The organism is Pseudomonas fluorescens, assembly GCF_004683905.1.
Classification (GTDB): domain Bacteria; phylum Pseudomonadota; class Gammaproteobacteria; order Pseudomonadales; family Pseudomonadaceae; genus Aquipseudomonas; species Aquipseudomonas putida_A.
Genome location: NZ_CP038438.1, coordinates 2,978,242 through 2,991,791, shown reverse-complemented (window position 1 = coordinate 2,991,791; position 13,550 = coordinate 2,978,242). Strand labels below are relative to the sequence as shown.

Genomic DNA, 13,550 nt, shown 5'->3' with positions numbered 1-13,550 from the left:
TTTGATTGGAGTTTTCCCACCCGATAAAAGGATTTCGGCATGAGCTACCGCACACTGGGGCACTCGGGGTTGCAGGTGTCCACCCTCACCCTCGGCACGATGATGTTTGGCGAGCAAACCAGCGCCGAGGACTCGCTGCGCATCATCGACAAGGCCTGGGATCAGGGCATCAATTTCATCGACACTGCCGACGTCTATACCAACGGCCGCTCGGAAGAAATCGTCGGCGAGGCGATCGCCCGCCATCGGCACGAATGGGTGTTGGCAACCAAGGTCGGTTTCGGCCCGGCGGACGGCGTGCCGAACCGCAGCGGCTTGAGCCGCAAGCACATCTTCAATGGTCTGGAGGCCAGCCTGACCCGTCTTGGCACCGACTATCTCGACATCTATTACCTGCACCGCGAAGACCACAACACGCCGCTGGAAGTCACGGTGTCGGCGATCGGCGACCTGATTCGTCAGGGCAAGATCCGTTACTGGGGCCTGTCGAACTATCGCGGCTGGCGCATCGCCGAGGTGATTCGCATCGCTGACAAGCTCGGTATCGACCGCCCGGTGATCAGCCAGCCGCTGTACAACATCGTCAACCGCCAGGCCGAGACCGAGCAGATCAGCGCCGCGCAAACCTATGGCCTCGGCGTGGTGCCTTACAGCCCGCTGGCCCGCGGCGTGCTCAGCGGCAAGTACGCACCCGACGCCACTCCCGACGCCAACAGCCGCGCCGGGCGTCAGGACAAACGCATTCTGGAAACCGAATGGCGCGTGGAATCGCTGCGCATCGCCCAGCAGATTCAGCAGTACACCCAGGGCCGTGGCGTCGGGATTGTCGAATTCGCGATTGCCTGGGTGCTGAACAACAGCGCGGTGACCTCGGCGATTGTCGGGCCGCGCACCGAACAACAGTGGGATGCTTATACCAAGGCGCAGGCGGTGCAGATCACGGCGGAGGATGAAGCGTTTATCGACTCGCTGGTGACGCCGGGGCATGCTTCGACGCCGGGGTTTAACGATGTGAGCCATTTTGTGTCGGGCCGTAAACCGCGTTCGACGTGAGCCCCCCGCCCTCACCCTAGCCCTCTCCCGGAGGAGAGGGAACCGATCGGGGAATATTGAAGCTACGCTTTTGCCTGAAGCTGTTGTGTTGAATCCATAATCGACTCGGACTTTCACATCGCTGAATGTCGCGAGACCCTACGGTCAGTCCCCTCTCCCTCTGGGAGAGGGTTAGGGTGAGGGGCTTTTGGGTTCATGTAGAAAATATTGACCGCCCCGGCCAATATTCAGCACAAAAACCACGTATCCTGCGCGCCCTGTTTGATCACCCATCCGCGAGGACAGTTTGTCTAAAGGTATCGCTCTATCGGTTTCAGCTTCGGTGCTGTTTGCCGTCATGTATTACTACACCTCGCTGCTCACTCCGTTGAGCGGCGTGGAAATCTTCGGCTGGCGGATGCTGCTGACTGTGCCGTGCATGACCGTGTTCATGCTGGTCTCGGGTGAATGGCGGCGGGTGCTGGAGTTGCTGCGCAAGGTGGCGGGCTATCCAAAGCTGATTGGCGGTCTGATTGTTTCGTCGGGTTTGCTCGGCGTGCAGTTGTGGCTGTTCATGTGGGCGCCGCTCAACGGCTACAGCCTCGATGTGTCGCTGGGTTATTTCCTGTTGCCGCTGGCGATGGTACTGACCGGGCGCATTGTGTACGGCGACAGCCTGTCGTACCTGCAGAAAATCGCAGTGTTCTTTGCCGTTCTCGGCGTGGCGAACGAGCTGTATCGGGTCGGCGGATTTTCCTGGGCGACCCTGGTGGTCGTGGTCGGTTACCCGCTGTATTTCGTCCTGCGCAAACGCCTGAAGACCGACAACCTGGGCGGTCTGTGGGTCGACATGACCTTGATGCTGCCGGTGGCGTACTGGTTCGTGCGCGGTGGTGAGCAAGGTTTCGCCGTGTTCGATCAGTATCCGGGCTTGCTCTGGCTGATTCCGCTGCTCGGTCTGATCAGTGCTTCGGCGCTGGTGGTGTACATCATTGCCAGCCGCTTGCTGCCGTTCAGCCTGTTTGGTTTGCTCAGTTACGTCGAGCCGGTGTTGCTGCTCGGCGTGGCGCTGTTGCTCGGTGAAAGCATCAAGGCGGGTGAGTGGCTGACCTACATTCCGATCTGGCTCGCCGTTGTGGTGCTGATCTTCGAAGGCTTCAAACACCTGATGCGACAACGCCGCTCTTAAAAGCAACACAAAACTACTGTGGGAGCGGGCTTGCTCGCGAAAGCGTCAGCTCAGTCAACAAAGACCTTGAACGAAAGACCGAATTCGCGAGCAAGCCCGCTCCCACAGTTTTGCTGATGCAAAAAAAATCCCGGCTGTGCATGACTGCAAGCCGGGATTTTTTCATTCTGGTGGCGGATTACTCGGTTGCGAGCACACCACGACGCACCTGGTCACGCTCGATCGATTCGAACAGGGCCTTGAAGTTGCCCTCGCCGAAACCATCATCGCCCTTACGCTGGATGAATTCGAAGAACACCGGGCCCATCAGGGTTTCCGAGAAGATCTGCAGCAGCAGGCGCTTGTCGTCCGGGTTCGACGAACCGTCGAGCAGGATGCCGCGCGATTGCAGTTGGTCCACCGGCTCGCCGTGGTTCGGCAGGCGGCCTTCGAGCATTTCGTAGTAGGTGTCCGGCGGTGCGGTCATGAAGCGCATGCCGATCTTCTTCAACTGATCCCAGGTCTTGACCAGGTCGTCGGTGAGGAACGCCACGTGCTGAATGCCCTCGCCATTGAATTGCATCAGGAACTCTTCGATCTGCCCGGCGCCCTTGGACGACTCTTCGTTCAGCGGGATGCGGATCATGCCGTCCGGTGCGGTCATCGCTTTCGAGGTCAGGCCGGTGTATTCGCCCTTGATGTCGAAATAGCGGATCTCGCGGAAGTTGAACAGTTTCTCGTAGAAGTTGGCCCAGTAGGCCATGCGGCCGCGGTACACGTTGTGGGTCAGGTGGTCGATGATCTTCAGACCGGCACCGACCGGGTTGCGATCAACGCCTTCGATGAACACGAAGTCGATGTCATAGATCGAACTGCCTTCACCAAAACGGTCGATCAGGTACAGCGGCGCGCCGCCGATGCCCTTTATCGCTGGCAGGTTCAGCTCCATCGGGCCGGTTTCGATGTGGATCGGCTGAGCACCGAGTTCCAGTGCGCGGCTGTAGGCCTTTTGCGAATCCTTCACGCGGAACGCCATGCCGCACACCGACGGTCCATGCTCGGCCGCGAAATACGAGGCCACACTGCGCGGTTCGTTGTTGAGGATCAGGTTGATCGCGCCCTGACGGTACAGGTGCACGTTCTTGGAGCGGTGGGTCGCGACTTTGGTGAAGCCCATGATCTCGAAGATCGGCTCCAGGGTGCCAGGAGTCGGCGATGCGAACTCGATGAACTCAAAGCCCATCAGGCCCATTGGGTTTTCGTATAAATCTGCCATGGTGACGCCTCATCATTCTTATCAATTAACCAGAGTTATTTGTCAGTAATGCTGAGACCGGCGGGAGGTGCGCAGGAGATGCCTCGCACACTGCGGGCGAGGAAGTCACCGTAGATCAGTTGAAACCCGAATATCTTCATTGTCGACCCAAGGCTCTTGCGGGCGAGGCTTCTGCTGCCAGAAGACGTTTATTATTGTATGCGTAACCCGATTCTACACAGCGTAAATAGGGTTGTCTGCCCTCTCTATAAAATCCGCCTTTTTCGCATCGGTGCAAGGGTTTTGTTGCGCACGTAAACAAGCTGAGCCTGTATCGCACTCGCCCCGCAGATCAATCGCCTGTAAGCGGCACAAGCGGCAACGGCCATCTATCATGCGTTTTGACTCCGCTGTTTTTCACAGGCGCGCCGTTGCCAGCCTGCATTCGAGAGTTTCACTCCATCGCAACAGGATGCGTCCATGCCCTTGACTGTCAAAACCCGCCGCAAACGTAGCGTGCGGATGATTGTGACCCTGCTTTGCAGCCTGCTGCCGGTGCTTTTGGGCACAGGGATTCTGTATCTGCAAGCCGAACGCACCTTGCAACAGAGCGCGCAAAATACCGCCGAGGAGGCGTTGCGCCAGTTTGAACTGATGCTCGACAACACCGCCCAGGCCGCCAGCGAACTGCTGCCCCTGGCTGGACAACCCTGCGACAGCATCAAACTGGCGTTGCGTGAGCAGGTGACGCGTCGCCCCTTCGTACGCTCGACCAATCTGGTGTGGGACAACAACCTCTATTGCAGCTCGCTGTTCGGGGAGTACAAGGAGGCCGTGAACCCGGGCGACTACACTCAGGGCAAGCTGTGGTTGATGAACGGCAATCCCGTGACGCCCAACACCGCGCTGTTGGTGTATCGCCTCAGCGAAGGTCGCGGCGGCGCGCTGACCACGCTCGACGGCTATCATCTGAGTAACGTCCTGCGCCTGATCGGCCGGCAGACGCTGCTGTTGCTGCAGGTTGGCAATAACTGGCTGTCAGCCGATGGCAAGGTACATCAAGGCGCCCTGCCGCCGTTGCCGGTGGCGCAAAGCATGCTGGTGTCTTCGCGTTATGCCTTCAGTGTCAGCGCAGGCTTCCCGCAGGGGCAAACGTGGCGCTACATGGCCGGCGAATACCCGCCGCTGTTCAGTCTGCTGATATTTTTCGGGGTGATCGCGGGCGCTATCGCCCATGTCCTGCAACGGCGCGCCACTTCGCCCAGCCATGAGATGCTGCGCGCGCTGGAGGCTGGCGAATTCATTCCCTACTTCCAGCCGGTGGTGCATGGCGACAGCCGGAAGTGGTCCGGCGCTGAAGTGCTGATGCGCTGGAATCACCCCAAGGAGGGTCTGGTGCGTCCGGATCTGTTCATTCCGTTTGCCGAACATTCAGGCCTGATCGTGCCCATGACTCGTTCGCTGATGCAGCAGACAGCCGCCCTGCTCGGCCCGTTGTCGGCGGAGTTCGACAAACCGTTCCACATCGGCATCAACATCACCGCCAGCCATTGCCAGGATCTGCAACTGGTCGAAGACTGTCGCGGGTTTCTCGCTGCTTTTGCCCCCGGCAGTATCAACCTCGTGCTGGAGCTGACCGAGCGCGAGCTGATTGAGCCAACCGATGTCACGCACCTATTGTTCGAGCAGTTGCACGCGCTGGGGGTGATGATCGCCATCGACGATTTCGGTACCGGCCATTCAAGTCTGGGCTACCTGCGAACATTCAATGTCGATTTTCTCAAGATCGACCAGAGTTTCGTCGCGATGATCGGCATTGATGCGCTGTCGCGGCATATTCTGGACACGATTATCGAACTGTCGGCCAAGCTCGATTTGGGTATTGTTGCCGAAGGTGTAGAAACTCAGGCTCAGGCTGACTATCTGACCGCACACCACGTCAACTTCCTGCAAGGCTATCTGTTCGGAAAACCCATGCCTGGCGCCGACTTCATCGATGCATTAAGTCACCATTAACTAAAAATAAATTAAGCCCGGCGCTGCGAACGGACGCACCAAATTGATACAAAACACCACTGTTGTTACATGACGACAAGATCAGGATTTACTCTTGGCGCATTAACTACTACAATTTTTTCAGCCTGTGCAAGATTGGCAGGTGAGCCATTATCACCGAGTCGCTTCAAGGCTCTTGGCTTATAGCTTTGTTTGCGGTTGGTATCAGCCAAACACACTATTGGAGTAAAGATATTGTCCAGACTCGCTGAATTTCGTGCAGCTGAAAAGGCCCTTCAGGAACAGCTCAAGCAGTTGGAATCGCTGAAGAACGATGCCGGGCTCAAGAAAGAAATCGAATTCGAAGAAAAGCTCCAGGGGCTGATGAAAACCTACGGCAAAGGCCTGAAAGACATCATCGCCATCCTCGATCCGAACCCGTCCAAGTCCGGCCTGCAAGTGTCTGCCGCACCGAAAACCCGCCGCGCTCGCGTGGTCAAGGTCTATCAGAACCCGCACACCGGTGAACTGATCGAAACCAAGGGCGGCAATCACCGCGGCCTGAAAGCCTGGAAAGAACAGTACGGTGCTGCCACCGTCGATTCCTGGTTGCGCGGTTAATCTTGCGTCAACAAACAAGCCCTGCTCTATGCAGGGCTTTTTTTCGACAATATCTAACAAAAGCAACGATTTCCGCCACGCTAATTATCAATCTGCTTTAACACCCACAAGCCGTGAGGCTAAACATTTTGCGCCGGGATGTTGCAACCGCAACGACCGCTAAACTTTGTGCTTAATTCCTTCGGGTATCTAAACCCGTAGCGGTGCAAACAGACGCTTAAAGTTTCAAGCTGTTTCTCACTGCGACTATTTCCTCGGCGCTCGCCGTATAAACCTCAGCCTGACCCGCGTAAGAAAGTACATAAGCCTTATCCTTCGCGACCGCAGCAACCAATGTTTGCGACAACACATGACGGCCGTTTTCGGTGATCGTGCAGGTGGTCTCCAGTGCATCCAGAGCGGCGAGTTTTGCCGGATGTATCTTGTTGCAAACGCTTTGATAGCCGCCCTGGAAGAAGTCTTTCTGAATAGATTTGCGCATTTCCAGCAGGACACCCTGCACATTGACCTGATGGCCTGCCTCAACCTGGCTCATGGTCAACTCCATCACCATCACCTGATTGCCGTCGGTGTCGGTTTTCACCGCGCGCTGGCGCGAAACCTGAGGGGCTTGATCGGGTAGCGCCTCCACTTCCCAGCCAGCAGGCCAAGTGATGCTCGGCTGGTCCGCCAGCGCAGGAGCGGCAAGCAAAGACGAGAAAAGGCAAACGAACAGCGCTTTGAACGGTCGGATCATTACCAGAGGCACTCGCAGATTGAGCAGCAAAGTCTGAGGCCCGGCCGCTCACAGAGCAAGCCGCGCATTCGGTTTGGCGATGCCGCCCCGCATGCGTATCATTGCGCCCATTCACTCGCCCCATTGTTACGGAGGGCCTATGAGCCTGCACGAACTGAACACTTTCCCCGGCGTCACCGCCACTCCAGACAGCGCAACCCACAACTTCGTCTTCAACCACACCATGCTGCGTGTGAAGGACATCACCAAGTCGCTGGACTTCTACACCCGCGTACTGGGTTTCTCACTGGTCGAGAAGCGTGATTTCCCGGAAGCCGAATTCAGCCTGTACTTCCTCGCGCTGGTCGACAAGGCGCAGATCCCGGCCGACGCCGCCGCCCGCACCGAATGGATGAAGTCGATCCCCGGCATTCTGGAACTGACCCACAACCACGGCACCGAAAACGACGCTGACTTCGCCTATCACAATGGCAACACCGACCCACGCGGTTTCGGTCATATCTGCATCTCGGTGCCAGACATCGTTGCCGCGTGCGCACGTTTTGAAGAGCTGGGCTGTGATTTCCAGAAGCGCCTGACTGATGGCCGTATGAAAAGCCTGGCGTTCATCAAGGACCCGGATGGCTACTGGGTTGAAATCATCCAGCCTGCGCCCCTGTAACTCACTGCAAATTTCTCCTGTAGGAGTGAGCCTGCTCGCGATAGCGGTGTGTCAGGCCATGATGTTTTGAATGTGCAGCCGCCATCGCGAGCAGGCTCACTCCTACAATTGGATTGTGTCAGGCATAAAAAAACCCATGATCGCTCATGGGTTTTTTCGTTTCAGCGACTGCCGTTTTACGCCGGCGCCGAAGTACGGATCAAGTGATCGAACGCGCTGAGGGAAGCCTTCGCGCCCTCGCCCACCGCAATCACGATCTGCTTGTACGGCACAGTGGTCACGTCGCCGGCCGCGAAGAACCCCGGGATCGACGTCTCGCCACGGTTGTCGACGATGATTTCACCACGCGGCGACAGCTCAATGGTGCCTTTGAGCCAGTCGGTGTTCGGTAGCAGACCGATCTGTACGAAAATCCCTTCCAGCTCGACGCTGCGCAGTTCGTCAGTATTGCGATCCTTGTAACGCAGGCCGTTGACCTTCTCGCCATTACCGGTGACTTCAGTGGTTTGCGCACTGGTGATCACGGTGACGTTCGGCAGGCTGTGCAGTTTGCGTTGCAACACCGCGTCGGCACGCAGTTGCACGTCGAACTCCAGCAGTGTCACGTGGGCAACGATACCGGCCAGGTCGATGGCCGCTTCAACGCCGGAGTTACCGCCGCCGATCACCGCCACGCGCTTGCCTTTGAACAGCGGGCCGTCGCAGTGCGGGCAGTACGCCACGCCCTTGTTACGGTATTCCTGCTCGCCCGGCACGTTCATTTCACGCCAGCGTGCGCCGGTCGCCAGGATCACGCTCTTGGCTTTCAGGGTCGCACCGCTGGCGAAGTGGACTTCGTGCAGCTCGCCGTTCTTGCCGGGAATCAGCTTGTCGGCGCGCTGCAGGTTCATGATATCGACGTCGTACTGCTTGACGTGTTCTTCCAGCGCCGTCGCCAGTTTCGGGCCTTCGGTTTCCTGCACGGAAATGAAGTTCTCGATGGCCATGGTGTCGAGCACCTGACCGCCGAAGCGCTCAGCCGCAACACCGGTGCGGATACCTTTACGGGCGGCATAGATCGCGGCCGACGCACCGGCCGGGCCACCGCCAACTACGAGCACATCAAAGGCTTGTTTGGCGCTGATTTTCTCGGCCTGACGCTCGATGGCGCCAGTGTCGAGTTTGGCGAGGATTTCTTCCAGGCCCATGCGGCCCTGGCCGAAGTTTTCACCGTTAAGATAGATGCTCGGCACGGCCATGATCTTGCGATCGTTGACTTCGTCCTGGAACAGCGCGCCGTCGATGGCGACGTGACGGATGTTCGGGTTCAGCACGGCCATCAGGTTCAGCGCCTGGACCACGTCCGGGCAGTTCTGGCACGACAGCGAGAAGTAGGTTTCGAAACTGAACTCACCCTTGAGCGAGCGGATCTGTTCGATCACTTCGGCACTGGCTTTCGATGGGTGGCCGCCGACTTGCAACAGGGCCAGCACCAGCGAGGTGAATTCATGGCCCATCGGGATGCCGGCGAAACGCAGGCTGATGTCGGCACCCGGGCGATTGATCGAGAACGACGGCTTGCGGGCATCGGTGCCGCTGTCGATCAGAGTAATTTGGCTCGAAAGACTGGCAACGTCTTTCAGCAGGTCAAGCATTTCCCGGGATTTCGCACCGTCGTCGAGGGAAGCAACGATCTCGATCGGCTGGGTAACCCGTTCCAGGTACGATTTCAACTGGGCTTTAAGATTGGCGTCCAACATACGGGCGATCTCCTGTGTCTTTATTCGAGGCGAAAAAAAGCCCGAGCGAATCTCGCCCGGGCTTTTTCAATGGGCGGTGCAGCTTACTGAAGTAGGTGCGGAGTCCCGCCCTGTGTTGCGTGCGTCACAGACTTAGATCTTGCCGACCAGGTCCAGGGACGGAGCCAGAGTGGCCTCGCCTTCTTTCCACTTGGCCGGGCAAACTTCGCCTGGGTGAGCAGCAACGTACTGAGCAGCCTTGATCTTGCGCAGCAGCTCGGAAGCGTCACGGCCAACGCCGCCATCGTTCAGTTCAACGATTTTGATCTGGCCTTCAGGGTTGATCACGAAGGTGCCACGGTCAGCCAGGCCAGCTTCTTCGATCAGCACGTCGAAGTTGCGGGAGATGACGTGGGTCGGGTCGCCGATCATGGTGTATTCGATTTTGCCGATCGCTGGCGAGGTGTTGTGCCAGGCAGCGTGAGCAAAGTGGGTGTCGGTCGAAACGCTGTAGATTTCCACGCCCAGTTTCTGGAATGCAGCGTAGTTGTCGGCCAGGTCTTCCAGCTCGGTTGGGCACACGAAGGTGAAGTCGGCTGGGTAGAAGAACACTACGGACCATTTGCCTTTCAGGTCAGCGTCCGAGACTTGTACGAAGTCGCCGTTTTTGAATGCGGTAGCTTTGAACGGTTTTACTTGGCTGTTGATGATAGGCATTGATGACTCTCCGTCAGGGTTGTGAATTCGATGGGTGAATCCTACCCACTCACTCGACGGATGGCTCATTGGCAAACCTGATGCTGCTGATTTGTTTTCGCTATTAGCGGACTGTATTAATAGAAGAAAACCATATCTACGACGAAGCCGGTTTATCCGTAATCCGGGCCATCCCGTGAAAGGGGCTGGCTTCAACATAGCGCATGGCTGACTTCATATCCTTCCAGCCGACGTAACTCATCAGCGATTTCAGATCCCAGCCGCTTTGATGCGCCCACGTGGCAAAGCCGCGGCGCAAGGAATGGCTGGTGTAACGCTCGGCCGGGATGCCGGCGCGCTCGAGCGCCTGACGCAACAGCGGAATGATGCTGTTGGCGTGCAAGCCCTCATCGCTCAGATGGCCCCAGCGGTCAACGCCGCGAAACACCGGGCCGCGTACCAGCGCTGCCTCGGTGATCCAGTCGATATAAGCCTGCACCGGGCACAGCTTGAGCAGCGCCGGCGCCTGATACGTCTGCCCGAGGTTGTCGCGATCGCCCTTACTGCGCGGCAGGTAGAGGGTGATGCCGCTGCCGGCGTGCGCTTGCACATGCTCGATCTGCAAGCGGCACAACTCGTCGCTGCGGAAGCCACGCCAGAAGCCCAGCAAAATCAGCGCCCGATCGCGATAGGCCTTGAGCAACTGCGGACGATCCTGATTCTGCCTGGCGCTACTGGCTTCCTGCTCCAGCCAGTCGACTACTTGCTGCAGATCGTGCAATTGCAACGGTTCGGCCTGTTTTTCCTGCGCCGGATGCAGTGCGCGAATGCCTCTGAACACTTTGCGCACCACCGGCGCCTTGGTCGGATCGGCAAAACCCTGACTGTTGTGCCACTGCGCCAGCGCTGACAGCCGCAGTTTCAGTGTGTTGATCGACAGCACCCCGGCATGCTCGACCAGATACCGCGCCACGCTGTCGGCGGTCGCTGGCAGGAAGCCGCCCCACTTCACTTCGAAATGCTCGATCGCAGAACGATAGCTGCGGCGGGTGTTGTCACGGGTGGCGGCTTGCAGATAGCGATCGATCTCGCTCATGGGCAGTGTTCTCGCAGGCGTACTGATTGCTGGATGAAAAAACCGATTCAGGGGTATGACATTGGGTAATACCAGTATATCCCGCCTGTGATTAATCAAGCATTTAACTTTATTTTCAGCGTGGTACACTGCGTACTTTGGTGGCATGTACCACAGTACGTAATGGTAGGAGTTAAAATGGCCCGTGGTGGCGTTAACAAAGCAGTGGTGCAGATCGCGCGCTCAGCGATTCTGGCCCGAGGCGAACACCCCAGCATCGATGCAGTACGCATCGAACTGGGCAACACCGGTTCGAAAACCACGATCCATCGCTATCTGAAAGAGCTGGATGACGGCAGCCAACCGGTCGAAGCGTCCGCGGAACCGATCAATGACGAACTGACCGCACTGGTCTCGCGTCTCGCCCAGCGCCTGAAAGAACAGGCGCAAGAGCCGATCGAACAAGCGCGCGAGCAGTTCGAGGAGCAGCGCGAAACCCTGGAAGCGGAACTCAAGCAGGTGCGCCAGGCACTTGAGCAACTGGAACAACAGCACGACATTCAAGGCGCGGCGCTGGCCAAGGAATCCGAAGCGCTAAAAGAAACCCGCTCAATGCTGCAGACCGAGCAAACCCGTAACGCCGGACTCAATCAGGCGCTGGCTGATTTCGAGTTGCGCCTGCAGGACAAGGACGAGCAGATCCGCTCGCTGGAAGAAAAACACCTGCACGCCCGTGATGCGCTTGAGCATTACCGCAACGCCACCAAAGAGCAGCGCGAGCAGGAGCAGGCCCGTCACGAAGGACAGCTGCAGCAGTTGCAGATGGAATTGCGCCAGGCGCAACAAAGTGCACTGGTGCGTCAGGACGAGATCACTCAGTTGCATCGCGACAACGAACGCCTGCTCACGGAAAACCGTGGCACCCAGCGCGAGCTGAGCCTGATGCAGGATCAGCTCAAGCACAGCAACCAGCGTCAGGATCAGTTGCTGGAGCAAGCCACTCGCGTCGACAACGAACGCACCCTCCTCCAGGAACGCCTGCGCGTGGCCCTGCTGGAAAGTCAGACGCTGAAACAGGATGCCGACGAACAGCGGCAGCTCAATCAGTCACTGGAAAAGGAACTGACCAAGACTCAGGCCAGCCTCGAGGACAGCTTGCGTCTGGCGGCTACCGTTGCGGCAGCGCCAGACACAGCCAAAGCGAAGGACGCTTAAGCGCCGACCGGCGTACGCATGGTGACGAACTCTTCGGCGGCCGTCGGGTGCACCCCGATCGTGTCGTCGAAGTCACGCTTGGTCGCGCCAGCCTTCAGCGCGATCGCCAGCCCCTGGACGATCTCCCCCGCGTCCGGGCCGACCATGTGGCAGCCGAGCACCTTGTCGGTCTTGCCGTCGACCACCAGCTTCATCAGGGTTTTCTCCTGACACTCGGTCAGCGTCAGCTTCATCGGGCGGAAGCGGCTCTCGTAAATCACCACTTCATGCCCCGCTTCCCGCGCCTCTTCTTCGGTCAAGCCGACAGTGCCGATGTTCGGCAGACTGAACACGGCGGTCGGGATCATCTTGTAATCCACCGGACGGTATTGCTCAGGCTTGAACAAGCGCCGCGCCACCGCCATGCCTTCGGCCAGTGCCACTGGCGTCAGTTGCACCCGACCGATCACATCACCCAGCGCCAGAATCGACGGCTCGCTGGTCTGGTATTGCTCGTCAACCTTGATGAAACCTTTGTCGGTGAGCTGCACATCGGTGTTTTCCAGCCCGAGGTTGTCCAGCATCGGACGCCGGCCCGTGGCGTAGAACACGCAATCGGCTTCCAGCACGCGGCCATCCTTGAGGGTCGCTTTCAGGCTGCCGTCAGGCTGTTTGTCGATGCGCGCGATGTCGGCGTTGAATTGCAGATCCATGCCGCGCTTGGTCAGCTCTTCCTGCAGATGCTTGCGCACCGAGCCATCGAAACCACGCAGGAACAGATCACCGCGATACAGCAGTGTAGTGTTCGCGCCCAGACCGTGGAAAATCCCGGCGAACTCGACCGCGATGTAACCACCACCGACCACCAGTACCCGCTTCGGCAGCTCTTTGAGGAAAAACGCCTGATTGGAACTGATCGCGTGTTCGTGCCCCGGGATTTCCGGAATCTGTGGCCAGCCACCCGTGGCAATCAGAATGTTTTTCGCGGTGAAGCGCTCACCGTTGACCTCGACCTCGTGCGGGCCGACGATCTTCGCGTGAGCTTCGTGCAAGGTCACGCCGCTGTTGACCAGCAGGTTGCGATAAATGCCGTTGAGGCGATTGATCTCGCGGTCCTTGTTGGCGATCAGGGTCGCCCAGTCGAAATTCGCTTCGCCCAGGCTCCAGCCGAAACCGGACGACTGTTCGAAGTCTTCGGCGAAATGCGCGCCGTACACCAGCAGTTTCTTCGGCACGCAGCCGACGTTGACGCAGGTGCCGCCCAGGTAACGGCTCTCGGCCACCGCCACTTTCGCGCCGAAACCGGCGGCGAAGCGCGCTGCACGTACACCGCCGGAACCGGCACCAATCACATAAAGGTCAAAATCGTAGGCCATTGTTATCTCCTCGGCAGGCCAAC

12 protein-coding genes are annotated in these 13,550 nt (G+C 58.4%); 6 read left to right on the top strand and 6 right to left on the bottom strand.

The features are described from left to right. Positions 1-39: 39 nt before the first annotated feature. Entirely contained in the window at positions 40-1,053 is a 1,014-nt protein-coding gene (locus E4T63_RS13610; protein WP_135295744.1) for an aldo/keto reductase, read from the top strand. A 286-nt stretch (positions 1,054-1,339) separates the two neighbouring features. Further along, positions 1,340-2,221, top strand: a complete 882-nt coding sequence (gene rarD / locus E4T63_RS13605; protein WP_027611999.1) for an EamA family transporter RarD — start codon at positions 1,340-1,342, stop codon at positions 2,219-2,221. A gap of 178 nt (positions 2,222-2,399) precedes the next feature. Here the strand turns inward: rarD and hppD are convergent, their stop codons facing one another. After that, positions 2,400-3,476, bottom strand: coding sequence for a 4-hydroxyphenylpyruvate dioxygenase (gene hppD / locus E4T63_RS13595; protein WP_135295743.1), 1,077 nt, complete (start codon positions 3,474-3,476; stop codon positions 2,400-2,402). Positions 3,477-3,935: 459 nt separating this feature from the next. Here hppD and E4T63_RS13590 point away from each other — a divergent pair, with 459 nt between their 5' ends. Together E4T63_RS13590 and E4T63_RS13585 are read left to right on the top strand one after the other, a co-directional pair. Continuing rightward, positions 3,936-5,471, top strand: coding sequence for an EAL domain-containing protein (locus tag E4T63_RS13590; protein WP_135295742.1), 1,536 nt, complete (start codon positions 3,936-3,938; stop codon positions 5,469-5,471). 234 nt (positions 5,472-5,705) lie between these two features. After that, positions 5,706-6,071 carry a histone-like nucleoid-structuring protein, MvaT/MvaU family gene (locus tag E4T63_RS13585; protein ID WP_003224630.1) on the top strand — a complete coding sequence of 122 codons (366 nt, stop codon included), beginning with the start codon at positions 5,706-5,708 and terminating at the stop codon, positions 6,069-6,071. A gap of 217 nt (positions 6,072-6,288) precedes the next feature. Here the strand turns inward: E4T63_RS13585 and E4T63_RS13580 are convergent, their stop codons facing one another. Continuing rightward, positions 6,289-6,807, bottom strand: a complete 519-nt coding sequence (locus tag E4T63_RS13580; RefSeq protein ID WP_135295741.1) for a DUF4946 domain-containing protein — start codon at positions 6,805-6,807, stop codon at positions 6,289-6,291. Positions 6,808-6,946: 139 nt separating this feature from the next. On the opposite strand from E4T63_RS13580, the gene gloA reads away from it, so the two are divergent. Further along, the gene (gene gloA / locus E4T63_RS13575) at positions 6,947-7,468 is read left to right on the top strand and encodes a lactoylglutathione lyase (RefSeq protein WP_135295740.1); all 522 of its coding nucleotides are present in this window, start codon (positions 6,947-6,949) and stop codon (positions 7,466-7,468) included. A 176-nt stretch (positions 7,469-7,644) separates the two neighbouring features. Here gloA and ahpF read toward each other — a convergent pair whose 3' ends face one another. The 3 genes from ahpF to E4T63_RS13560 all read right to left on the bottom strand — a co-directional run bounded on the left by ahpF (position 7,645) and on the right by E4T63_RS13560 (position 10,978). Further along, on the bottom strand, positions 7,645-9,207 hold the full coding sequence (gene ahpF / locus E4T63_RS13570; RefSeq protein ID WP_135295739.1) for an alkyl hydroperoxide reductase subunit F: 1,563 nt from the start codon (positions 9,205-9,207) through the stop codon (positions 7,645-7,647). Between the two features lie 132 nt (positions 9,208-9,339). Beyond that, positions 9,340-9,903, bottom strand: coding sequence for an alkyl hydroperoxide reductase subunit C (gene ahpC / locus E4T63_RS13565; protein ID WP_003224621.1), 564 nt, complete (start codon positions 9,901-9,903; stop codon positions 9,340-9,342). A gap of 136 nt (positions 9,904-10,039) precedes the next feature. Beyond that, positions 10,040-10,978: a site-specific integrase gene (locus tag E4T63_RS13560; protein ID WP_135295738.1), complete on the bottom strand. Its 939-nt coding sequence runs from the start codon at positions 10,976-10,978 to the stop codon at positions 10,040-10,042. 177 nt (positions 10,979-11,155) lie between these two features. Between E4T63_RS13560 and E4T63_RS13555 the strand changes: the two genes are divergently transcribed. Continuing rightward, positions 11,156-12,172: a DNA-binding protein gene (locus E4T63_RS13555; protein ID WP_103368981.1), complete on the top strand. Its 1,017-nt coding sequence runs from the start codon at positions 11,156-11,158 to the stop codon at positions 12,170-12,172. Here the strand turns inward: E4T63_RS13555 and gorA are convergent. Then, positions 12,169-13,527, bottom strand: a complete 1,359-nt coding sequence (gene gorA, locus E4T63_RS13550; protein ID WP_047602277.1) for a glutathione-disulfide reductase — start codon at positions 13,525-13,527, stop codon at positions 12,169-12,171. The genes E4T63_RS13555 and gorA overlap by 4 nt on opposite strands. Between the last annotated feature and the right edge of the window lie 23 nt (positions 13,528-13,550).